The 22138-nt window shown below is 68.5% G+C and carries 24 protein-coding genes; 17 read left to right on the top strand and 7 right to left on the bottom strand.

The genetic code is table 11. The features are described 5' to 3' along the window. Window positions 1–23: 23 nt before the first annotated feature. The gene (locus B3K53_RS05005; RefSeq protein ID WP_292083006.1) at window positions 24–974 is read right to left on the bottom strand and encodes an acetyl-CoA carboxylase carboxyltransferase subunit alpha; all 951 of its coding nucleotides are present in this window, start codon (window positions 972–974) and stop codon (window positions 24–26) included. Between the two features lie 83 nt (window positions 975–1057). Next, window positions 1058–1960 (bottom strand): site-specific tyrosine recombinase XerD, encoded by a 903-nt coding sequence (locus B3K53_RS05000; protein ID WP_292083005.1) that lies wholly within the window; start codon window positions 1958–1960, stop codon window positions 1058–1060. 60 nt (window positions 1961–2020) lie between these two features. Here B3K53_RS05000 and B3K53_RS04995 point away from each other — a divergent pair, with 60 nt between their 5' ends. Genes B3K53_RS04995 through B3K53_RS04985 form a run of 3 tightly spaced genes read left to right on the top strand, consistent with a single transcriptional unit; the run spans window position 2021 to window position 4292 of the window. Next, complete coding sequence (locus tag B3K53_RS04995; RefSeq protein WP_292083003.1) at window positions 2021–2602, top strand: shikimate kinase; 582 nt, start codon at window positions 2021–2023, stop codon at window positions 2600–2602. After that, window positions 2599–3708: a 3-dehydroquinate synthase gene (aroB, locus tag B3K53_RS04990; RefSeq protein ID WP_292083002.1), complete on the top strand. Its 1110-nt coding sequence runs from the start codon at window positions 2599–2601 to the stop codon at window positions 3706–3708. Before B3K53_RS04995 ends, aroB begins: the two co-directional genes overlap by 4 nt. Further along, complete coding sequence (locus B3K53_RS04985) at window positions 3705–4292, top strand: GNAT family N-acetyltransferase (protein ID WP_292083000.1); 588 nt, start codon at window positions 3705–3707, stop codon at window positions 4290–4292. Before aroB ends, B3K53_RS04985 begins: the two co-directional genes overlap by 4 nt. Here B3K53_RS04985 and B3K53_RS04980 read toward each other — a convergent pair. Together B3K53_RS04980 and tadA are read right to left on the bottom strand one after the other, a co-directional pair. After that, complete coding sequence (locus B3K53_RS04980) at window positions 4289–4705, bottom strand: MliC family protein (RefSeq protein WP_292082999.1); 417 nt, start codon at window positions 4703–4705, stop codon at window positions 4289–4291. The two genes, B3K53_RS04985 and B3K53_RS04980, sit on opposite strands and share 4 nt — an antisense overlap. Window positions 4706–4735: 30 nt before the next feature. Beyond that, window positions 4736–5218, bottom strand: a complete 483-nt coding sequence (tadA, locus tag B3K53_RS04975) for a tRNA adenosine(34) deaminase TadA (protein ID WP_292082998.1) — start codon at window positions 5216–5218, stop codon at window positions 4736–4738. Here tadA and B3K53_RS04970 point away from each other — a divergent pair. The 3 genes from B3K53_RS04970 to rsmD are packed head-to-tail and all read left to right on the top strand — an operon-like array spanning window position 5207 to window position 7800. After that, on the top strand, window positions 5207–6772 hold the full coding sequence (locus B3K53_RS04970; protein ID WP_292082997.1) for a pseudouridine synthase: 1566 nt from the start codon (window positions 5207–5209) through the stop codon (window positions 6770–6772). The two genes, tadA and B3K53_RS04970, sit on opposite strands and share 12 nt — an antisense overlap. A 21-nt stretch (window positions 6773–6793) precedes the next feature. Next, window positions 6794–7222 carry a GFA family protein gene (locus tag B3K53_RS04965; RefSeq protein WP_292082995.1) on the top strand — a complete coding sequence of 143 codons (429 nt, stop codon included), beginning with the start codon at window positions 6794–6796 and terminating at the stop codon, window positions 7220–7222. Between the two features lie 2 nt (window positions 7223–7224). After that, entirely contained in the window at window positions 7225–7800 is a 576-nt protein-coding gene (gene rsmD / locus B3K53_RS04960) for a 16S rRNA (guanine(966)-N(2))-methyltransferase RsmD (RefSeq protein ID WP_292082994.1), read from the top strand. On the opposite strand, the gene B3K53_RS04955 is transcribed toward rsmD, so the two are convergent. After that, complete coding sequence (locus B3K53_RS04955) at window positions 7783–8058, bottom strand: YjhX family toxin (RefSeq protein WP_292082993.1); 276 nt, start codon at window positions 8056–8058, stop codon at window positions 7783–7785. The two genes, rsmD and B3K53_RS04955, sit on opposite strands and share 18 nt — an antisense overlap. A gap of 186 nt (window positions 8059–8244) precedes the next feature. Here B3K53_RS04955 and B3K53_RS04950 point away from each other — a divergent pair, with 186 nt between their 5' ends. Beyond that, window positions 8245–9264: a Kelch repeat-containing protein gene (locus tag B3K53_RS04950; protein ID WP_292082992.1), complete on the top strand. Its 1020-nt coding sequence runs from the start codon at window positions 8245–8247 to the stop codon at window positions 9262–9264. On the opposite strand, the gene B3K53_RS04945 is transcribed toward B3K53_RS04950, so the two are convergent. Both B3K53_RS04945 and mutL read right to left on the bottom strand, forming a co-directional pair. Continuing rightward, window positions 9254–9724 carry a low molecular weight protein-tyrosine-phosphatase gene (locus tag B3K53_RS04945; RefSeq protein WP_292082990.1) on the bottom strand — a complete coding sequence of 157 codons (471 nt, stop codon included), beginning with the start codon at window positions 9722–9724 and terminating at the stop codon, window positions 9254–9256. The genes B3K53_RS04950 and B3K53_RS04945 overlap by 11 nt on opposite strands. A gap of 153 nt (window positions 9725–9877) precedes the next feature. Beyond that, window positions 9878–11791, bottom strand: a complete 1914-nt coding sequence (gene mutL, locus B3K53_RS04940; RefSeq protein ID WP_292082989.1) for a DNA mismatch repair endonuclease MutL — start codon at window positions 11789–11791, stop codon at window positions 9878–9880. A 181-nt stretch (window positions 11792–11972) separates the two neighbouring features. Between mutL and B3K53_RS04935 the strand changes: the two genes are divergently transcribed. From B3K53_RS04935 to B3K53_RS04890, 10 genes are all read left to right on the top strand, one after another. Further along, on the top strand, window positions 11973–12677 hold the full coding sequence (locus tag B3K53_RS04935; RefSeq protein ID WP_292082988.1) for a YceI family protein: 705 nt from the start codon (window positions 11973–11975) through the stop codon (window positions 12675–12677). Window positions 12678–12837: 160 nt separating this feature from the next. Then, window positions 12838–14127: a YceI family protein gene (locus B3K53_RS04930; RefSeq protein ID WP_292082987.1), complete on the top strand. Its 1290-nt coding sequence runs from the start codon at window positions 12838–12840 to the stop codon at window positions 14125–14127. A gap of 240 nt (window positions 14128–14367) precedes the next feature. Beyond that, complete coding sequence (serS, locus tag B3K53_RS04925; protein WP_292082986.1) at window positions 14368–15663, top strand: serine--tRNA ligase; 1296 nt, start codon at window positions 14368–14370, stop codon at window positions 15661–15663. After that, the gene (gene surE, locus B3K53_RS04920; protein ID WP_292082985.1) at window positions 15663–16454 is read left to right on the top strand and encodes a 5'/3'-nucleotidase SurE; all 792 of its coding nucleotides are present in this window, start codon (window positions 15663–15665) and stop codon (window positions 16452–16454) included. The genes serS and surE overlap by 1 nt, the downstream gene beginning before the upstream one ends. After that, window positions 16451–17095, top strand: a complete 645-nt coding sequence (locus B3K53_RS04915; RefSeq protein ID WP_292082984.1) for a protein-L-isoaspartate(D-aspartate) O-methyltransferase — start codon at window positions 16451–16453, stop codon at window positions 17093–17095. Before surE ends, B3K53_RS04915 begins: the two co-directional genes overlap by 4 nt. Before the next feature lie 126 nt (window positions 17096–17221). Continuing rightward, window positions 17222–18313: a peptidoglycan DD-metalloendopeptidase family protein gene (locus B3K53_RS04910; protein ID WP_292082983.1), complete on the top strand. Its 1092-nt coding sequence runs from the start codon at window positions 17222–17224 to the stop codon at window positions 18311–18313. 148 nt (window positions 18314–18461) lie between these two features. Then, window positions 18462–18776: a preprotein translocase subunit YajC gene (gene yajC, locus B3K53_RS04905; RefSeq protein WP_292082982.1), complete on the top strand. Its 315-nt coding sequence runs from the start codon at window positions 18462–18464 to the stop codon at window positions 18774–18776. 43 nt (window positions 18777–18819) lie between these two features. Further along, entirely contained in the window at window positions 18820–20418 is a 1599-nt protein-coding gene (secD, locus tag B3K53_RS04900) for a protein translocase subunit SecD (protein ID WP_292082981.1), read from the top strand. Then, on the top strand, window positions 20418–21389 hold the full coding sequence (gene secF / locus B3K53_RS04895; RefSeq protein ID WP_292082980.1) for a protein translocase subunit SecF: 972 nt from the start codon (window positions 20418–20420) through the stop codon (window positions 21387–21389). The genes secD and secF overlap by 1 nt, the downstream gene beginning before the upstream one ends. Window positions 21390–21481: 92 nt before the next feature. Beyond that, complete coding sequence (locus tag B3K53_RS04890) at window positions 21482–22102, top strand: hypothetical protein (RefSeq protein WP_292082979.1); 621 nt, start codon at window positions 21482–21484, stop codon at window positions 22100–22102. Window positions 22103–22138 lie beyond the last annotated feature (36 nt).

Genomic DNA, 22138 nt, shown 5'->3' with positions numbered 1-22138 from the left:
CGAAGCCGCCGTGCAATGAGCGATCAGCCCAGACGGCCGATGGCGTAGAAGCGGTCGGCGCGGGCCTTGCGGATTTGCTCCGCCGACAGCGACGACAGCGACTTCAGTTCATCTTCCAGCACGTCGCCGACGGACTTGATGGCCTGGTCGCGAGCGGTGTGGGCGCCGCCCATGGGCTCGGGAATCACGCGGTCGACGATCTTCATCGCCATCAGGTCGGGGGCGGTGATCTTCATGGCCATGGCGGCGTCCTTGGCGCGCGAGCCGTCGCGCCACAGGATGCCGGCCGCGCCTTCCGGCGAGATGACCGAATAGATCGAATGCTCCAGCATCAGCACGCGGCTGGCGGCGGCGATGGCGATGGCGCCGCCCGAACCGCCTTCGCCCGTCACCGTGGCGATGGAGGGCACGCCCAGGGTCAGCCCGCGCTCGGTCGAGCGGGCGATGGCCTCGGCCTGACCGCGCTCTTCGGCGCCCAGACCCGGATAGGCGCCGGCGGTGTCGACGAAGGTCAGGACCGGCAGGCCGAACTGTTCGGCCATGTCCATCAGGCGGACGGCCTTGCGATAGCCCTCGGGGCGGGCCATGCCGAAGTTGTGGGTGATGCGCGTCTGGGTGTCGTGACCCTTTTCGTGGCCCATGACCACGACCGGCTGGCCGCGGAAGCGGGCCAGACCGCCGAGGATGGCCTGGTCGTCACCGAACTGACGGTCGCCGTGCAACTCCACGAAATCGGTGAAGAGGCCGTCGATGTAGTCGATGAAGTGCGGGCGCTGCGGGTGGCGCGCGACCTGGGTGCGCATCCACGGGTCGAGATTGGCGTAGGTCTTCACCCGCAGGGCGTCGGCCTTCTTGCGAAGGGCGGCGATCTCGGTCTCGAACGAGCCGCTGGTCGGGGCCAGATGCGACAGCTCCGCGATCTTGGCTTCCAGCTCGGCGATGGGCTTTTCGAATTCGAGATAGTGCGTGGCCATAAGGCGTCCGTGAGGAGAAGCGCGGTTGGCGCTACGGAAAGCGGCGGAAACTAGTGCGGGGAACGCCGTGGGGCAAGCCGGGTTCAGTCGTCCTTCGCCAAGGGGTGCTTGGAATGGACGACCTGGGCCAGTCGGTCGGTGGCGACGTGGGTGTAGATCTGGGTGGTCGAGATGTCGGCGTGACCCAGCAGGGTCTGGACCACGCGCAGGTCGGCGCCGCCTTCCAGCAGGTGGGTGGCGAAGGCGTGGCGCAGGACGTGGGGGCTGACGCGGGCAGGGTCGATATTGGCCGCCAGCGCCGCCTGATCCAGCAACTGGGCAAAGCGACGCGGCGTCAGGTGGCCGGTCTTGCCGTGCGAGGGAAACAGCCAGGCGCTGTCGGGCGTGTTCGGCTTGCGCGCGGCGTCGCGGGCGTCGAGCCAGGCCTTGATCGCCTCGCGCGCGGCCGCGTTGAGGGGAGCCAGCCGTTCCTTGCCGCCCTTGCCGCGCACGATCAGATAGGCGGGGTCGCGGCGCACGGCCTCGACCTTGAGCGCCAGCAGTTCGGACACGCGCAGCCCTGAAGCATAGGCCATCTCGACCAATGCCACGAGGCGCAGGCCCGCCGCGCTGTCGGCGGCGCCGGCGGCGGCGAGAAGCGCCTCGATCTCATCGCGGCTGAGGGTCTTGGGCAGGCTGCGGCCCTGTTTGGGGGCGTCGATGCGGCGCGACGGGTCATCGCTTCGCCAGCCCTCGCCCAGGGCAAAGCGGTAGAACTGACGCACGGAGGAGCGTCTGCGCGCCGCCGTGGCCGCCGACAGGCCGCGCCGCGACAGGTCGGCGAACCAGGCTTCGACCGCTTCCTGAGATGCGCCCATCAGGCCGCCCGCGTCGGACAGCCAGACCTCGGCGTCGGCCATGTCGCGGCCATAGGCGGACAGGGTGTGGGGCGAGGCGTCGCGCTCGACCGCCATCATTTCCAGAAAGGCCTCGACCTGGGGCGTCATGCGGCGTGCTCAACACAGGTGTGGAGCGAACGGCCGGGTCGTGTAGAGAATGGTGGAACCATGCCTGCCGACGCCTCGCCCGATTCCTCGCCTCTGTCGCCGTCCTTGACGCCCGACCGCACCATAACCCTGGTGGGGCTGATGGGCGTGGGCAAATCGACGGTGGGACGCAGACTGGCGCAGCGGCTGGGTCTGCCCTTTCACGACGGCGACCACGAGATTGAGGCCGCCGCCGGCATGAGCGTCAGCGAAATCTTCGCCAGCCGGGGCGAGGCCGAGTTCCGGGCGGGCGAGGCGCGAATCATGCGCCGTCTGCTGGAGGGCCCGCCGATCGTCCTGGCGACCGGCGGCGGGGCGATGATGAACCCCGAGACGCGAGCCCTGATGAAGAAGCAATCGGTCAGCGTCTGGATGCGCGCCGACCTGAAGGTGATCGCCGAGCGGGTGCAGCGGCGCGACACCCGCCCCCTGCTGCGCGGTCGCGATCCGCTGGAAGCCCTGAGCCAGTTGGCGGAGGCCCGCTACCCCATCTATGCCGAAGCCGACCTGACAGTGGACGTCGGCGGCGGCTCGCACGGCCAGGCGGTCGAGGCCATCATTCGAGAACTGCGGCGCCACGCCCGCGAGGAGAGGCAGAAATGACGACGACGATCCCGGTCGGGGGCGAGGGCTTCGCCGCCTATGAGGTCGTGGTCGGGCGCGGTCTGCTGAAAGAGGCGGGCGCGCGCATCGCCGCCCTGAAGCCGACGCGGGCCTTCATCGTCAGCGACGAGACTGTGGCCGCCATTCACGGCGAGACGGTGCGCGCCTCGCTGGAGGCTGTGGGGCTGGCGACCGGCGTTGTGACGGTTCCGGCGGGCGAGGCGTCCAAGTCGTTCGAACAGCTTGAGGCGGTGCTGGACCGGCTGCTGGCCGAGGGGCTGGACCGCAAGAGCCTGGTCGCGGCTCTGGGCGGCGGGGTCGTGGGCGATCTGGCGGGGTTGGCGGCGGCCCTGTTCATGCGCGGCATCGACTTCGTGCAGGTCCCGACGACCCTGCTGGCCCAGGTGGATTCCTCGGTGGGCGGCAAGACGGCCATCGACACGCCGCGCGGCAAGAACCTGATCGGCGCCTTTCACCAGCCGCGACTGGTGCTGGCCGACATCGAGGCGCTGGCCACCCTGCCGGTGAGACAGGTGCGGTCGGGCTGGGCCGAGGTGCTGAAGCACGGGCTGATCTGCGACGCCGCCTTCTTCGACTGGCTGGGCGGGGAGGGAGCTGCGGGCGCCGAGGGCAATCCGGATGCGCTGGAACGGGCGGTGATCCGCTCGGTCGAGATCAAGGCCCAGATCGTCGGCGAGGACGAGAAGGAGGCGGGGCGGCGCGCCCTGCTGAACCTGGGTCATACCTTCGGACACGCGCTTGAAGCCGAACTGGGCTTTGGCGACGCCCTGACGCATGGCGAGGCGGTGGCCCTGGGCTGCGCCATGGCCTTCCGGTTCTCGGCCCGCCAGGGCCTGTGTCCGGCGGCGGACGCCGAAAAGGCCGAGGCGGGGATCAAGGCGGCAGGCTTGCCGACGCGGCTGGCCGATGTGGATCAGGTCTTCAGCGCCGACGCCCTGATCGGGCGGATGGCCGGGGACAAGAAGGCCGAGGGCGGGCGGCTGACGCTGATCCTGGCGCGGGCCATCGGCGACGCCTTCACGGACAAGGACGTGGATGCGGACGCGGTGCGGGCCTTCCTGATCGAGGAAGGCGCTGCGGCGTGAAGCTGAGCCCTGTCGTCCTCGAAGACCGCTTCGTCCGGCTGGAGCCGTTCACGAAGGGGCTGGAGGGCGAGGTGAGGGCGGCGCTGGACTGCGATCCCGAGGCCTGGAACGGCATGGTCAGCGCGGCCTATGGCGAGCATTTCGACGGTTGGTGGGCGGCGGCGCTGAAAGCCATGGCGAGCGGTTCGCGCATCGCCTTCGCCGTGCGGCGGATCAACGACGGGGCGGTGGTCGGCACGACCAGCCTCTATGAGATCAAGCCTGAGCATCGGCGCTGCGAGGTCGGTTCGACCTTCTATCGCCCGGAGGCGCGCGGCGGGGCGGTCAATCCGGCGTGCAAGCGCCTGTTGCTGGGCCATGCCTTCGACGCGGGGGCGGTGCGGGTCGAGATCATCACGGACGCCCTGAACACGGCCAGCGCCGCCGCCATCCGCAAGCTGGGCGCGCGCGACGAAGGCGTGCTGAAGAAGCACAAGATCACCTGGACCGGACGCGTGCGCGACACGGCCCAGTTCGTGGTGCTGGATGAGGACTGGCCGGAGGTGCGGCGTCGGCTGGACGAGCGGCTGGCCGCGTTCGCCTAGTCCACGGCCCGGCATTCGGTCGGTTCGCGCCCATCGGCGGTCCAGGTCGCCTGAACGCCTTTGCCGCGCAGCTCGTAACCGCTGGCGCGATACCAGATGCCGTCGGCGGCGCGTTCCTGGAACAGATCGACGGCTTCGCCCGACGAGTTGCGCACCGTCGCCATCCGGCGCGGGTTGTCGAAATCCACCGACAGGCGCTCGCTGTTGTTGCACAGATAGACGGTGCGGATGACGCGGTTCAGAGCGCGGTCCTGAAGCTCGGCCCCGGTGCGTTTGCGGGCAGTCTGGGCCTCGACGGCGCGTTCGCGCACGGCGTCGCCGTCGGTGGGGGCTTCGCGAGGCTCGGGCCCGCAGGCAGCGACCAGGGTGGTCAGGATGAAGGCCGGAGCGGCGCGAAGGAGAGGGTGCGACAAGCTGAGGCCTCCAAGGTCAAGCTTATCGCGTCAACGCCCCGCTGCGGCGCGTGTTCCGCGTCGCGCCCGGAAGAAGGCGCGCAGGGCGTCTGCGGCGGGTTCGGCCAGAACCCCGCCCTCGGTCGTCGGTCGCCAGTGACAGGTCGGCTGGTCGAAGAAGCGCCCGCCGTGGATCACCGCGCCGCCCTTGGGATCGTCCGCGCCCCAGACGACGCGACCGATGCGGGCGTGGCTGATGGCGCCGGCGCACATGGCGCAGGGTTCCAGCGTGACATAGAGGGTGAGGTCCGTAAGGCGATAATTCTGCAACTTCGCCGCCGCATCTCGCAGGGCGACGATTTCGGCATGAGCCGTCGGATCATGGGCGGTTATGGGGCCGTTTTGCCCACGGCCAAGCACTTCGCCGGTGATTTCGTCGACAATTATCGCGCCGACGGGCACTTCGCCCGCTTGCGCCGCCGCTTGCGCCAAGTCGAGCGCCATGCTCATGAACCGCTCATCATGGATCGCCATCCCAAAGACAACGACAAGAAGCCCCGCTCCCGTCAAGATGACGGCCCGCGCGGCCCCCGTAAATTCGCCGACGCGCGCCCGGACAAGGGCGGCTTCGGAGACCGGAAAGGCCCGCCGCGCGGCGACCGCAAGGACGATCGCGGCGACAAGCCTTTTGCAAAGGGCGCCGGCAAGGGCGGCCCGAAAACCGCGAAAGAACCGGCCGCGCCGCTGCGCAGCGAGCGAATCGCCAAGGCCATGGCCCGCGCCGGCATCGCCTCGCGCCGGGAGGTCGAGCGTCTGATCGGTCTGGGCAAGGTTGCGGTCAACGGCCGCATCCTGGACACGCCGGCGACCCTGGTGACGCGCGACGACGTGATCACCGTCAACGGCAAGCCGATGGGCTCGGCCCAGGCGACGCGTGTCTGGCGCTATCACAAGCCGGCCGGCCTGATCACCAGCCACAATGACCCGGCGGGCCGCCCGACCGTGTTCGACGCCCTGCCCAGCGGTCTGCCGCGCGTGATCTCGGTCGGGCGTCTCGACTTGAACACCGAAGGTTTGCTGCTGCTGACCAACGACGGCGAGCTGAGCCGGGCGCTGGAAATGCCGGACACGGCCCTGGTGCGTCATTATCGGGCGCGCGCCCGTGGCCGCATCACCCAGGAGCAATTGGACAAGCTGAAGACCGGCTGCACCATCGACGGCGTCCACTACGGTCCGATGGAAGCGACCATCGACAAGGCCAAGGAGAAGGGCGAGGGCGAGAAGTCGTCGGCGAACCTGTGGATCAGCGTCTCGATCACCGAAGGCAAGAACCGCGAGGTCCGCAAGGTTCTGGAGTCGGTGGGCCTGACCGTGAACCGCCTGATCCGTCTGGCCTATGGTCCGTTCCAGCTCGGCACCCTGCCGGTCGGGGCGGTCGAGGAAGTCGGCCCGCGCGTTATCCGCGAGATGCTGGCCGATCATATCCGGCCCGAGAACCTGCCGACGGGCAATACGGTTTCGACCCCGGCGCCCATCCCCGGCCGCCGCACCTCGTCGCCGATCGTGACGGGCAAGTCGGGGTCGGCCATGTCGGATCCGTCGCGCAAGCCCAGCCGCGTTCGCGCGGCGACTGAGGCCCAGGCTGACGCCGTTGATCGTCGCGAACGGCCCGCCAAGAAGGAGGGCTGGGCCAAGGCCACGCCGAAGTTCGAGCATTCCAAGACCTTCAAGCCGCGCGCACGGCCCGAAGCCGCCCAGGGCGGCGAATGGTCCGAGCGTCCGCGCAGGCCTTTCAACCGGTCGGAGCCGCAACTCATCGATGATCGCCGCGCGCCGCGCGACGGCGCCAAGGGCGGTTTCAAGTCGCGCGAAGGCGGCTTCAGCGACCGGCCCAAGCGGGACTTCAAGCCCCGCGACGGCGCGCCGCGCTCGGACGGCGACCGTCCGCAGCGCGATTTCAAACCGCGTTCGGGCGGCAAGCCGGGCGGCTTCGGCGGCAAGCCGGGCGGCGGTTTGCGCCCCGGCGGCGGCAAACCCTTCGGCGGCAAGCCTTCGGGCGGTCGCGGCGGGTCGCGCGACCGAGGCTAAGGGCTGGACGGAGGGCTGACCATGGTCGAGGTCAAGGACGGCGCGCTTCTGGCGGGCCGTTGCCTGTGCGGGGCGGTGACCTTCACCGCAGCGCCGCAGGGCGGGATGCACGCCTGCCATTGCGAGAGCTGTCGCCGGATTTCGGGCGGGGTTTCGCTAAGCGTCAACTGCGGCGACAGCGTCGAGGTCGCCGGTCCCGTCGCCACCTATGACTCGTCGGAATGGGCGGAGCGTCAGTTCTGCCCGGCCTGCGGCTCGGGCCTGTTCTGGCGTTTGAAGGCGGGGGGCATGACCATGGTCTCGGTCCAGGCCTTCGACGATCCTTCGATCTTCGCCTTCGAGGACGAGATCTACATCGACTCCAAGCCCGCCAACTATGACTTCGCCGGCGACCGCCCGCGCCTGGCCGGCGCCGAGGTCGAGGCCCTGTACGCGCCGGGAGAAGACTGAACATGCGGATCGTCGCCGGCAGCCTGAAGGGGCGCGCCATCCTCGCGCCCGAGGGCCAGAACACCCGCCCGACATCGGATCGGGCGCGTCAGGCCATCTTTAACGTGCTGGAACATGCGGCATGGGGCGAGAGCCTGCATGAGGCGCGGGTCATGGACATCTACGCCGGGTCGGGCGCTCTGGGGTTTGAGGCCCTGTCGCGCGGCGCGGCCTTCGCCCTGTTCGTCGAGATCGACGACGGCGCGCGCGGCGTGATCCGTGAGAACATGGACGACTATGGCCTGTTCGGGCGCGGTCGCGTGCATCGCCGCAGCGCTACGGACCTGGGCGAGCGTCCCGGCTCGGTCGGTGAGGCCTTCGACATCGCCTTCCTTGACCCGCCCTACGCCAGAGGACTGGGCGAACAGACGCTGGAGCGGCTGCGCGAAGGCCAGTGGCTGAAGCCGGGCGCCATCGTGGTGTTCGAGCGTGGCTCGGACGAACCGGACATCGACACGCCGGGATATGAGCGTCTGGACGCGCGCGACTATGGCGCCGCGCGCGTCCTCTTCCTCAGGGTTCTAGAAGCCGCGTCCTGAGGTCCGGTTGTCCAGCTGACTGCGCAGACGGCTCAGCCCGTCGCGATTGACGACATAGGGGCCGCCGTTGCGCGACTTGATGACGCCCTTGCGTTTCAGGGCGCGCCATTGCTCGAGATTGCAGCCATCCAGCACCCAGCCTTCGCGGGTGAAGCAGCGGGCGGCAATGAGGCGGCCCTGATCGTCGCGTTCCAGCAGGATGCGACCGCCCTGAGCGAGGGCGTGGAGCGTGCGTTGTTCCGCACGGGAGATGTTCATGGGATTGAGATTTCCAAGGCATGAGAAAACACGCGCCTTCGCCGGTGCGGCGGGGCGGGCTCAAAAGGCCTCGGACGAGCAGCGTCCGGACCTATGCCGTGGCGACAATCTCAAACATGGTTCGATCCCATTGGGGGGAATGAGCGCCTTCTAGTCGAAACGGCGGTCGGCGGCTAGGCTCCGGCCATGACACAGCTTGATCGCCGCGCCTTCCTCGCCACGACCGCCGCTGTGGCGGTCGCGCCCTCCGTCGGCCACGCCGGGACAGGGTGGACGTCCCGATCCGCGATGCCCTGGCCGACGCAGGAGATCTATTGCGCGGCACACGACGGAAACGTCACCGTGGCGGGCGGACTGGTGCGCGCCGCAACGGGCGGGCTGCATATCAACGACCGGACAGCGATCTACGACGTGGCGACGGACGCCTGGCGCGAGGGGCCGCGCCTGCCGCAGCCGCGCCATCATCCGATGCTGGCCTCGGCGGCCGGTCGGGTTTGGGCCTTCGGCGGCTATGACCGCCGCGACGGCGGCGAATGGACCGCCATGACGGATGTCTGGGCCATCGACCGGGGCGTGTGGGCGCAGGTCGGGCAGATGCCGGAACGGTTGTGCGAGACGGTCGGCGCGGCGCTGGGCGACCGGGTGCATCTGGTCACCGGTCGTTCGCCTAAGGATAAAGCGAACGGTCAGTGGAACGATCAGGGCGACGTGGCGACCCATCTGGTGTTCGACGCCGCCGCCAACCGCTGGGAGACGGCGCGTCCGGCTCCCATGGCCCGCAACAGCGCGGCGGGCGCGGTGCTGGACGGCAAGCTCTATGTCGCGGGCGGCCGCACGGTCGAGGGAGGCGGGACGGGGCGACTGGACCGCTATGATCCGGCCGAGGACCGCTGGGACACGCTGGCCCCGATCCCGGTTTCGCCCGCGACCGGGAAGCAGGTCGGCGGCGGTCTGGCCATGGCCGAGGCCGGCGGCAGGCTGGTCGCCTTTGGCGGCGAATGGTTCGAGGGGCGCGGGGGCGGCGTCTTCGCTGAGACCTGGCTCTATGACCCGACGCGCGACGCCTGGTCGGCGGGGCCGGCGATGCGCACGCCGCGCCACGGTCTGGCGGCGGCTGGCGTGAACGGGACGGTTTACGCCATCGGCGGCGGCGAGGTGGCGTCCGGCGGCAAGGCCAGCGGGGTGGTCGAGGCGCTCAGTCTCTGAGGCGCCGAAGCGCGGCGGCCAGGCCGCGCGCCCCGGCCGTCACGTCCGCCCAGGTGACGTCGAAACCTTCGTCATCGCCGAAATAGGGATCGGCCACCGGCTGCCCCTCGCGGCCCTCGACGTGATCCAGCAGCAGGCTGAGGTCCGCCGTGGCGTCGGCAGGGGCGAGGCGGCGCAGGTTGGCGAGGTTGTCCTCGTCCAGGGCGACGATGTGGGTGAAGCGGCTGAAGTCGGCAGGCTTCACCTGGCGACCGCGCAGGCTTGAGATGTCGACGCCGTTCTTTTGCGCCACGGCCTGGGCGCGCGGATCGGGCGGATCGCCGACGTGCCAGCTGCCGGTGCCGGCGGAATCGATGATGATGTCCAGCTTCAGGCGGCGGGCCTCTTCGCGGAAGGCGGCCTCCGCCAGCGGCGAGCGACAGATGTTGCCAAGGCAGACGAAGAGGACGGAGGGGGTCATGGAGCCTCTTTTCGCTCATCCCGGCGAAGGCCGGGATCCAGATGCAAACGTCGCGGTTGGTGGAAAGGCCTGCTGCGGTAAGATCTATCAGACGTGAGTCTTACAATCTGGGTCCCGGCCTTCGCCGGGATGAGCGGGTTTGTGTGGGCCGGATCACCTACGCCCGAACAGCTTTTCGAGGTCGTTGAGTTTCAGCTCCACATAGGTCGGGCGGCCGTGGTTGCACTGGCCGGAGTGGGGCGTGGCCTCCATCTGGCGAAGCAGGGCGTTCATTTCGGGGGCGGACAGGACGCGGCCGGCGCGGACGCTGCCGTGGCAGGCCATGGTGCCGCAGACCTCGGCCATGCGCTCCTTCAGTGACAGGGCGGCGCCGTGCTCCGACAGGTCGTCGGCGATGTCGCGGATCAGGCCCTGAACATCGGTGTCGCCGAGCAGGGCGGGGGTTTCGCGCACCAGAACCGCGCCGACGCCGAAAGCCTCTACGATCAGACCCATCTCGGCCAGTTCCTCGGCCTTGGCGGCGACGCGGTCGGCCTCGGCGGGGTCCAGTTCGACCACTTCGGGCGTCAGCAGGGCCTGACGGGTGACGGCGCCGGTGGCCATCTGGGTCTTCATCCGCTCATAGACGAGGCGCTCGTGGGCGGCGTGCTGATCGACGACGACCAGGCCGTCGCGGGTCTGGGCGACGATATAGGTGCCGTGAAGCTGGGCGCGGGCGGCGCCGAGAGGGTAGTCGATCAGATCAGGCGGCGTCTGGGTGCCGGGCGCGATCTGGCCCGCGTGCTCGGCCTGGATCTCGCCCAGGGTGCGGAAGCTGGGGGCGGCGGCTTCTCCGCTCCAGGTGTGCTCGACGCGGGCGGAGCGCTCGTTGAGGCCGGGCAGATTCTGGGCGGCGGCGGCCGGTTGTGACCAGCCCTGCCAGCCGCTCCAGCCGGGGGCGGCGGCGCCGAACGACTGGGCCGTGGGCGAGGTCGGGCTGTAGAGGGCCTCTCCGGTGTGCGGACGAAAGCCCGACAGGGCGTCGGCGGCGACCGTGGTCGAGGCCCGGTGACCCGCCGCGTGCAGGGCGTGACGCAGGGCGCCGACGATCAGGCCGCGCACCAGAGCCGGATCGCGGAAGCGGACTTCTGCTTTCGCCGGGTGGACGTTCACATCGACATAGAGCGGGTCGATGTCGAGGAAGAGCGCCGCCGCCGGATGCCGGTCGCGGGCCAGGAAGTCGGCATAGGCGCCGCGCAGGGCGCCCTGCAGCAGGCGGTCGCGCACCGGGCGGCCGTTGACGAACAGGAACTGGTGCGCCGCATTGCCGCGCGAATAGGTGGGCAGGCCCGCATAGCCCGACAGGCGCACGCCGTCGCGCTCCTGGTCGATCAGCAGGGCGTTGGCCTCGAAGTCGCGGCCCAAGAGGGCGCCGAGGCGTTTCAGGCGGCCCTCGAAGCCCGGATGTTCGGCAGGCAGGCGCAGCGTCACCTTGCCGTCCAGCGACAGGGTGAAGGCGACGGCTTCGTGGGCCATGGCCTGACGCTTGATCTCTTCCGAGATGGCCATGGCCTCGGACCGCTCGGACTTCATGAACTTGAGCCGGGCGGGGGTGGCGTAGAAGAGGTCGCGGACCTCGACCCGGGCGCCGTGCGGGCCGGGGAATCCGGCGGGGGCCACAGGGCGCTGGTCGCCGCCGTCCACGGTGACAGCCCAAGCCTCGCCTTCATCGCGGGCGCGGGTGGTGATGGTCAAGCGGGCGACCGAGCCGATGGAGGGCAGGGCCTCGCCGCGGAAGCCGAGGGTGTGGATGCGCAAAAGGTCCACGTCGCCCGCGTCGTCGGGCTCCAGCTTGGATGTGGCGTGGCGCTCGACCGCCAGCGGCAGTTCGTCCTTCGGAATGCCCTTGCCGTCGTCGGCGATCAGGATGCGGGTCAGACCGCCACCGTCCGCCTGGATCTCGACGCGCGATGCGCCCGCGTCCAGCGCGTTCTCGACCAGCTCCTTGATGGCGCTGGCGGGGCGTTCGACCACCTCGCCGGCGGCGATGCGATTGACGGTTTCGGGGGGGAGGCGGCGAATGGGCATGTGAGTCGCAAGATAGGCGGGCGACGCGCGGGACGCACCTCAATCCGCATTTTTGAGCGAACGGGGCTTGAAGCTCCGTAATCGCAACTTATACTGTTGCAGTCCGAGCGGCGCGCCGACGGACAGAGCAACCGTTCTGGGCCTCGTGTCCAGTCCTGAACATCCAACGAGGTCCCTCCCCATGAAGATCAAAGCCGCCATCCTGGCTGTCTCGGCCGCCGCCCTGCTGGCCGCCTGCAGCCCCGCCGCCGACAAGTCGGGCGCGCCCGCCGCTGACGCCGCCTCGACCGCTCCGGTCGATCTGAAGGCCCCGGCCGGCGTCTATGTCATGGACCCGACCCACGCTTCACTGCAGTGGTCGCTGCCACACAATACGATCTCGAACTACACGGCCCGCTTCAACAAGTTCGACGCCAAGATCACGCTGGACCCGGCCAACCTGGCCAACAGCTCGGTCGAGGTCAGCATCGATCCGGCCTCGGTCGACGCCAACTATCCGGGCGACTACACCGGCACCCACGCGGGTTCGGGCTTCAAGACCTGGAGCGAGGACATTGCGAAGAACAAGAACTTCCTGAACGCTGGCGCCTTCCCGCAGATCACCTTCAAGTCGACCAAGGTCGAGCTGACCGGTCCGCGCACCGCCAAGGTGACGGGCGATCTGACCTTCCTGGGCGTGACCAAGCCGGTGACGCTGGACGCCACCTTCAACGGCGAGATCGAGAAGCACCCCTTCATGCAGGTCCCGACCATCGGCTTCGCGGCTGAAGGCAAGTTCAAGCGCACGGACTTTGGCATGGCGCTGGGCCCGGTGGGCGACGAGGTCACCATCCGCTTTGACGCCGAGTTCCTGCAGCAGGTCGCTCCGGCCGCACCGGCCGCCTGATCTCTGACCCCTCTGCCGTCATCCCGGACAGCCGACAGGCTGATCCGGGACCCAGGCGTCGGATAGGAGCTCAGGGCTACGGCGTCTGAGCTCTGCCGTCTGGGGCCCGGATCGCTCTTGCAGAGCGTCCGGGATGACGGATGTATTTTGTGAGTTTGTGATGCCCGCCAGCCGTTACACCCCCGTCGCCATCGCCCTGCATTGGGCCATCGCGATCGCCATCATCGCCATGATCCCGATGGGCTGGTGGATGAGCGATGCGATCAACGAGCCGGGCAGTCAGGCGCTGGCCTATCGGGTTTTCCAGATCCACAAGTCGGTCGGCTTTCTGATCCTGGCGCTGACGGCCTTGCGGCTGGTCTGGCGGCTGACGCACCGGACGCCGGGGATGCCGGCGGAGATGAAGACCTGGGAGACCTTCGCGGCGCGGGCGACCCATGCGGCCTTCTATGGGTTGATGCTGGCCCTGCCTTTGACAGGATGGGTGTATGTCTCGGCGGGCTGGGCCGTGGCGACGGATACGCCGCTGGCCGTGGCGACCAGCTGGTTCGGCCTGTTCACCGTGCCGCACCTGCCCTTGATCGGTGAGGCAGCGGCGGGTCTGCGTCGGGCCGTGGCCTATCAGGCTATGGGGGCGCACAGCCTGATGGCCTGGGGGGCGGTCGTGCTGATCGTCCTGCATGTCGGGGCGGCGCTGAAGCACCAGTTCATCAATCGCGACGGGGTTCTGGCTCACATGATCCCGGCGCTGAAGCACGGCGAGGGCCGCACGGCGCCCGAGCCCAAGCCCCTGCTGCGCCGGACCGAGCGTCTGGCCGGTCTGGGCTTCATCGTCGCACTGGCCGTGGCGGGCGGCATCGCGGCCAAGCCGGCGCCTCTGACGAACGGGGCAGGGGCCCAGGCCCAGGCCGCAGCGGCGCCCGCTCAGGCCGAGGCAGCGGTCACGCCGGGGACGGCGACGGCCTGGACCATCGACCCGGCGGCCTCGAGCATCGAATTCACCGGAACCCACGCGGGCAAGGCCTTCAAGGGGCGGTTCGAGCAGTGGGAGGGCCAGGTCTGGTTCGATCCGGCCGATCTGGCGGGGTCGAAGGCCGTGGTTCTGGTCAAGACCGGCACGGCCAGGACCGGCGACGCGACCCAGGAAGGCAGCCTGAACGGCGCCGAATGGTTCGACCCGAGCGCCTATCCGGCCGCGCGGTTCGAGGCGGCGACGTTCAAGGCTCTGGGCGGAAACCGCTATGAGGCGACGGGGACGCTGCGGATCAAGACGACGACCGTGCCGGTGGTCTTGCCCTTCACCTTTGAAGAGGCGAACGGTGTAGCGACCGTATCCGGCAAGCTGGAGCTGGACCGCACAGCGCTGGACCTCGGCATGATGTCCGACGCGGGCGGCGATTGGGTGTCCAAGGCGATTGGCGTGGAGATCAAGGTGACGGCGAAGCGCTGACCCCTAACCGTCATCCCGGACGCCTCGCAGAGGCGATCCGGGACCGCCCAAGGCGCGGGGGGCGGGGGCTTGGCGATCTGGACGGCGGGGTTTTTGGCGGTCCCGGACAGCGGCTTCGCCGCTTCCGGGATGACGCGGAGAGGCGGCGAAGTGGGCCGGTGCGGCGCTTAGGGGTTTGCCCGACTCCGCTCGGGGCGTTACAGCCTTCGGCTTCTTCTCGAACGTCCGAAGATTGACGCCATGCACGACATCAGAGCCATCCGCGACAACCCCGAAGCCTTCGTCGCCGGCTGGTCGTCCCGCGGGGTGGAGGACGCCGCCGACGTCGTTGCCCGCATCTTGGCGCTGGACGTGGATCTGCGCGCCGCCCAGACGACGGCTCAGGAAGCCCTGGCCAAGCGCAACGCCGCCTCCAAGGCCATCGGCGCCGCCATGGGCAAGAAGGACATGGCCGAGGCCGATCGGCTGAAGGCCGAGGTCGAAACCCTGAAGACCGACATCGCCGAGGCGGGCGAGGCCGAAGCCGCCAAGGGCGCCGAGCTGCGCGACCTGCTGGCGGGCCTCAAGAACCTGGCCGCCGCTGACGTGCCGGACGGCGCGGACGAGAACGACAATGTCGAGGTCCTGAAGTGGGGCGAGCCCCGCACGACGGGTCCGGCCAAGGATCACGCCGACCTGGGCGAGGCCCTGGGCCTGCTGGACTTTGAAGCCGCCGCGAAAATGTCCGGCTCGCGCTTCGCCGTGCTGAAAGGCCAGCTTGCGCGTCTGGAGCGCGCCATCGGCCAGTTCATGCTGGACCTGCAGACCGACACGCACGGTTATCTGGAAGTCGCGCCGCCTTACATGGTCAAGGACGACGCCATGTTCGGCACGGGCCAGCTGCCGAAGTTTGAGGAAGACCTGTTCCGCGCGGGCGAGCATCTTCTGATCCCCACCGCCGAAGTCTCCCTGACCAACCTCGTGCGCGAGCAGATCCTGGGCGAAGACGAGGTGGCGGAGCCCGTGCGTCTGACGGCCCTGACGCCCTGCTTCCGGGCCGAGGCCGGGTCGGCGGGGCGCGATACGCGCGGCCTGATCCGCCAGCACCAGTTCTCCAAGGTCGAGATGGTCTCCATCTGCCGTCCCGAGGACTCGGAGGCCGAGCATGAGCGCATGACTGCTTGCGCCGAGGCGGTGCTACAGGCGCTGGAGCTGCCCTATCGCAAGGTGCTGCTGTGCAAGGGCGACATGGGCTTCTCGGCGCAGAAGACCTATGACCTCGAGGTCTGGCTGCCGTCGCAGAACACCTATCGCGAGATCAGCTCCTGCTCGAACTGCGGCGACTTCCAGGCCCGGCGCATGGACGCCCGGTTCAAGCGCGCGGGCGAGAAGAAGACCGAGTTCCTGCACACCCTGAACGGCTCGGGCCTGGCGGTCGGCCGCACCCTGGTCGCGGTGATGGAGAACTATCAGCAGGAGGACGGCTCGATCGCCGTGCCGGCTGCGCTGCTGCCCTATATGGGCGGCCTGACCACGGTGGGTTCGGTTTCCAGGTAATGCGTATCCTTCTGACCAACGACGACGGCATCGAGGCGGAAGGCCTTGAATGTCTTGAAAAGATCGCGCGCACCCTGTCGGACGACGTCTGGGTCGTCGCGCCCCAGACCGAGCAGTCGGCCAAGGGGCGGGGGATCACCCTGACCGAGCCGCTGCGGGTCAACCAGTTGGGCGACAAGCGCTTCGCCGTGACCGGGACGCCGACCGACTGCGTCATCCTGGCGGTCAACGACCTGATGCCCGAGAAGCCCGATTTGGTGCTGTCGGGGGTCAATCGCGGCCATAACGTCGGCGAGGACGTCAGCTATTCCGGCACGGTGGCCGGCGCGCTTCAGGGCATGGCCTTCGGCATCCGCTCCATCGCCCTGTCGCAGTCGCTGGAACGTTTCCACGACGACGTGACAGCGCATTGGGAGACGGCCGAGGCCTTCGCCCCCGGCATCATCGCCAGGCTGCTGGAGCAGAAGTGGGAGGACGGCGTGGTCATGAACGTCAACTTCCCCAAGCTGCCGCCGGAACTGGTCAAGGCGGTCGAGGTGACGAAGCAGGGCTTCCGCGATATCGGCGAAATGCACGCCATCCGCCGCACTGATCTGCGCGGTCGCGACTACTACTGGATGGCCTTCCGCGGCGCGCCGCAGGAACACGCCGAGGGCACGGACCTGCGCGCCATGGACGAGGGGCGCATCTCTGTCACGCCGCTGCATATCGACCTGACGCACATGCGCAGCGTCAACGATCTCAAGAAGGTGCTGGGCGGCGCGCCCCCCAAGGGACCGCTGGAAAAATGAGCCTGTCGGACGACCGCGCGGGCCGGTTGATCCTGTCGCTGCGGCGACAGGGGGTGACCGACGCGCGGGTGCTGAAGGCGATGGAATCCATCGACCGGTCGCTTTTCGTCCACGAGAAGTTCCTCGACCAGGCCTGGGAAGACCAGGCCTTGCCGATCGACTGCGCCCAGACGATCAGCCAGCCCTATATCGTCGGCCTGATGACCCAGGCGCTGGACGTTCAGCCGCGTCACCGCGTGCTCGAGATCGGCACCGGCAGCGGCTATCAGTGCGCGGTGCTCAGCCGCCTGGCGCGCTTCGTCTATTCGGTGGAACGCTACAAGAGCCTGCTGACCGAGGCTGAGCACAAGCTGAAGCTGCTGGGCGTCGACAACGTCTTCACCCGCCACGGCGACGGCGGGCAAGGGTGGTTGGAACAGGCGCCCTTTGACCGGATCATGGTGACCGCGGCCTCGCCGCACGAGCCGACGGAACTGCTGAAGCAACTTAAGCCGGGCGGGATTCTGGTGGCGCCGGTGGGCCGCAGTTCGGTTCAGATGCTGAACCGATATACCGGTCAGGAAGACGGCAGCTTCCGCCGCGAAAGCCTGTGCGAAGTGCGCTTCGTGCCCTTGGTCGAAGGCACGGCCAAGGAGGGGTAGGGGCGCGCGTTTCGGCGCGCGGTTAACCTTTCCGCCCCACTTTGGCGCTGTTTGGCGGGTTGGCTTGGCCGCGCATCCGGGGCACACCGGGGTCGAAGGCAAATCAAGGTTAAGAAGGAGGGGCGCATGGGCGGCTTCACGGGCTGGATCAGGGCGGCGGTCGTCGTCGGCGGAGCGCTGACGGTCACGGCGTGTTCGACCTATCCGAACGAGCCGCGCTACTCGACGCGTCCCGTGCCGGTCGGCGGTCAGGGCGGCTATCCGGCCCAGCCGCAGCAGCCGGGGGCCTATCCGAACAACAATCCCTACTATGCCCAGCCGTCGCAGCCGCAGACCCCGCCGCCCGCGCGTCCCTATGAGGAGCAGGGCCCGCGCGCCCCGTCGGGCAGCATCGAAGGCGGCGGTCTGCCGCCTGCCGGCGGTCCGGCCTATCCCTCGACCGGAGCACCCATCACTGTGACGCCGCCGGCTGCAGGCGCGACCAGCATGCCGGGCGCGACCTATGTCATTCAGCCGGGCGACACCATTTCGGGCGTGGGGCGTCGCTTCCAGACCCCCGTCCAGACCCTGATCGACCTGAATGGCCTGGGGCCGCGCGGCGCCATCACCTCGGGCCAGCGCATCGTCCTGCCGGATAGCGCCGTGGATACCGGCTCCGACCCCTATGCGACAGGCGCTTCGCCCGTGGGCGTGCGGACCCCCAACAACGGCGTGGCGCCGCCGCCGCCCCCGCCGCCCAGCGGGAATGCGGCCCTGCCGCCGTCGCGCGCGCCTGCGGTTACGTCCTCGACTCCGGCATCGCCGGTGCAGGGCGCGGCCGTAGGGCAGGCCCTGGTGATGCAGTGGCCGGTGCGCGGCGACATCCTGCGTCGCTTCGGCCCGGTCGGCATGGGCGAGCGGAACAACGGCATCAATATCGGCGCCTCGGCCGGGACCGAGGTCAAGGCCGTCGCAGCGGGACGGGTGGCCTATGTGGGCGACGATCTGCCGGGGCAGGGGCTGACGATTTTGATCATTCACCGCGACGGGTGGCGCACGGTCTATGGCCATCTGGGCTCGGCGACGGTGCGTGACGGCGCCGAGGTTCGCGCGGGCCAGGCTATCGGCACGGTGGGCCTGACGGCGGGCGACGGACGGCCCTCGATCCACTTCGAGACGCGCCAGATGCGCGGCGATGATCCGGTCGCTGTCGATCCCTTGATCGTTCTGCCGCGCTGAACATGATCCGCCCGGCGTGTCCGGGCGGCATCGCCTGTGACGCCTCGGCATTAGGCCGCGTTGCAAATCGGCACGGCTCACCCTAGGTTCCGCGCCTCAATTTCTTATGGGGCCCCCGTTCAAGGTCGGCCCGGTTCGGGGAGTTTCCATGCCTACTGGTTCCGAAGGCGGCCTGATGGCCATCGTGGTGCAGATCGCGCCGATCGTCGCGATCTTCATCCTGTTCTACTTCTTGATGATCCGCCCGCAGCAAAAGCGGATGAAGGCTCACCAGGCCCTGATCGCCGGCGTCAAGCGCGGCGACGAGGTCGTCCTGTCGAACGGCATGGTCGGCAAGGTGACCCGCGTTGAAGACGCCGAGGCCATGGTCGAGATCTCGCAGGGCGTGAACGTCCGCGTGGTCAAGGCGATGATCGCCGAGGTGCGCAACCGCACCGCCATCGCCGCCAACGACAAGGGCTGAGCGGCTTCTCGCCGCTGACGCCCGCCCGAAATAGAGCCCTGACATGATTCAGCTAGCGCGCTGGAAAGTCACCCTGGTCGTGCTGTCGCTCGTTGTCGGGCTGCTGCTGGCCTTCCCGAGCGTGCTCAGCCAGGCGCAGCGCGACGCGCTGCCCGGCTGGCTGCCCAAGAACGGCCTGAACCTGGGCCTCGACCTCCAGGGGGGCTCCTACCTCCTGCTCGAGGTCGACGTTCCGGAGATGCGTAACAAGCGCGTCACCAATCTGATGGAAGACGTGCGGGTCGCCCTGCGCGAACAGCAGATCAACATCGGCGCCATGCAGCGCGAAGCTGGCGGCGTCGTGGTCACGATCACCGACCCCGGCCAGTTCGACACGGCCTTCACCGAATTGCGTAACCTGGCGCAGACGGGCGTGGCCGCGACCGGCCAGCCGGACCGCACGGCCACGCGTCTCAGCGGCAACCGTATTCGCTTCGCCTTCACCGACGCCACGCTGAACGGTATGGGCGCGTCGGCGGTGGATCAGTCCATCGAGGTCGTGCGCCGTCGTCTGGACAGCTCGGGCACCAAGGAAATCGCCATCACCCGTCAGGGCGCTGACCGCATAGTGGTCCAGGCGCCGGGCCAGAGCGACCCTGCCGAGCTGGAGCGTCTGGTCGGCCGGACGGCCCAACTGACGTTCCAGATGGTCGACACCTCGACCAATGGCCTGCAGGACGCCATGGCCGGCCGCGTGCCGCCGGACGCCGAACTGCTGACCGACGATCAGGGCACGCCCTATCTGGTCAAGAAACGCATTCTGGTGTCGGGTGAAAACCTGACCCGCGCCGGCGTCGGTTCGGATCAGAACGGCCGCCCGGCCATCGATTTCCGCTTTGACGGGCAGGGCGCGCGCCGCTTCGGCGAAGCCACCGCCCAGAACATCGGCAAACCCTTCGCCATCATCCTGGACGGCAAGGTGATTTCGGCCCCGACGATTCAGGGCGCCATCACCGGCGGCACGGGCCAGATCACCGGAAGCTTCTCGATCCAGTCGGCCGCCGAACTGGTGAACCTGCTGAACGGGGGCGCCCTGCCGGCGCCGCTGAAGGTCGAGGAACGTCGCGTCGTCACCGCCGAACTGGGCGCTGACGCCGTGCAGGCCGGCATGGTTTCGACCATCATCGGCTTCATCCTGATCTGCGTCTTCATGATCGGCGCCTACGGCTTCCTGTTCGGCGGCGTGTCGGTGCTGGGACTGATCCTCAACGGCATCCTGATCATCGCGGCCATGTCGCTGTTCGGCGCGACCCTGACCCTGCCGGGCATCGCCGGTCTGGTGCTGACCTTCGCCGTGGCCGTGGACGCCAACGTGCTGATCTACGAGCGGATGCGTGACGAAGCGCGGGCCGGTCGTTCGGTCATCGCCTCGATGGACGCCGGCTTCAACAAGGCCATGGGCACGATCGTCGACGCCAACCTGACCACCCTTGTGGCGGCGCTGATCATGTTCATGTTCGGCGCGGGGCCCGTGCGCGGCTTCGCCTGGACGCTGACCATCGGCGTCTTCACCTCCATGTTCTCCTCGGTGATGGTCGCCCAGGTGCTGCTCGGGTATTGGCTCAAGATCGCCAAGCCCAAGAAACTGCCGATCGCGGAGTGATGGCGATGCGTGGATGGCCCCTCATCAAACTGCTTCCGCAGAAGACGAACTTCCGGTTCGTCAAATATGCGCCCATCGCGGGCGTGATCTCGGTGATCCTTTGCGTGGCCGCGATCGTCGGCTGTTTCTATCCGGGTCTGAACCTGGGCATCGACTTCCGGGGCGGCGCCTCGATGGAAGTGTCCAAGCCCGCCGGTCAGACGCTTGAACTGGACAAGGTTCGCGGCGCCGTCAGCGAACTCGGTCTTGGCGACGTCCAGGTCCAGGGCATCGACAGCGCCGCCAGCGCCATCGTCCGCTTCCAGATCCCCGAGGACGAAGGCCAGAGCGCCGTCGTCGCTCGGGTCGAGAAGGCGATCGACGAAGCGGTCGGCGAGGTGAAGTACTCGGGCGTCAGCGTCGTCGGCTCCAAGGTCTCGGGCGAGCTGTTCACCAGCGGCCTTCTGGCCCTGGGCGCAGCCATCGTGCTGATGTTTATCTACATCTGGTTCCGGTTCGAGCCGCAGTTCGGCTTCGGCGCCGTGGCCGGCCTGGTGCACGACCTGATCCTGACCTTCGGCCTGATCGTCCTGTTCCGGTTCGAGTTCAGCCTGAACACCGTGGCGGCCATTCTGACCGTCATCGGCTATTCGATGAACGACACCGTCGTGGTGTTCGACCGTCTTCGCGAAAACCTGCGCAAGTACAAGACCATGCCTCTGCGCGAGGTGATCGACCTCTCGCTGAACGAGACCCTGTCCCGGACCATCATCACCGGCGTCACCGCCGTCGGCGTTCTGGCGGTCCTGGCTCTGTATGGCGGCGAGGCCCTGTTCGGCTTCTCCATCGTGCTGATGGTCGGCATCGTCATCGGCACCTATTCGTCGATCTATGTCGGCGCGCCGATCATCCTGCTGTGGGGCGTCAAGCGCGGCGGCTCCATCGACGAGGACGCCAAGCCGGTCAAGTTCGGCATGGCCAGCCGCCCCTAAGGTCGGCTTCTACCTGAAAAGGCTCCTCCTTCCCCCGGACGGGGAGGGAGGAGTAAGGTCACGCTTCCTGATTCCGACCCGGGGAGGGGCGCATGGCCAAACTGCTTTCCAATTTCAGAACGACTTTCCTGCTCAGCATCCTGCTGGCGGGGGTCATGATCTTCGCCTTCGGCCGCATCGCGCCGGGCGGTTTCGATCTCGGCTTCGCCCAGGCGGCCTTCCGCTGGGTGCACGTCGTGGCCGGCATCCTGTGGATCGGCCTGCTCTACTACTTCAACTTCGTGCAGATCCGGGTCATGCCCGCGATCCCGGCCGAGCTGAAGCCCGCCGTCAGCAAACACATCGCCCCCGAGGCCCTGTTCTGGTTCCGCTGGTCGGCGCTGGTGACGGTGCTGGCGGGGATCGCCGTCCTGTTCACGCGTGGCCACGTCTACGCCCATGAGGTGCTGACCTTCGGCTTGGCCGGCGGCCTGAACGCGGGCGACCAGCAGTTCACCCTGATGGGGATCGGCGTCTGGCTGGCCATCATCATGTTCCTGAACGTCTGGGGCGTGATCTGGCCGAACCAGAAGCGGGCCCTGGGCATCGTCGCCGTGGACGACGACAAGAAGGCCAAGGCCGCGCGCATCGCCATGCTGGGCAGCCGCACCAACCTGCTGCTGTCGCTGCCGATGCTGACCTCGATGGCGATGTATCAGACCCTGTTCGGCTGAGGCTTGCACCGTCCGCCGCAATGGCCGATGGCCTTG

Origin of the sequence: Brevundimonas sp. UBA7506, assembly GCF_002479495.1 — a bacterium.
Classification (GTDB): Bacteria; Pseudomonadota; Alphaproteobacteria; order Caulobacterales; family Caulobacteraceae; genus Brevundimonas.
This window is presented reverse-complemented; position numbering and strand designations above follow the sequence as displayed.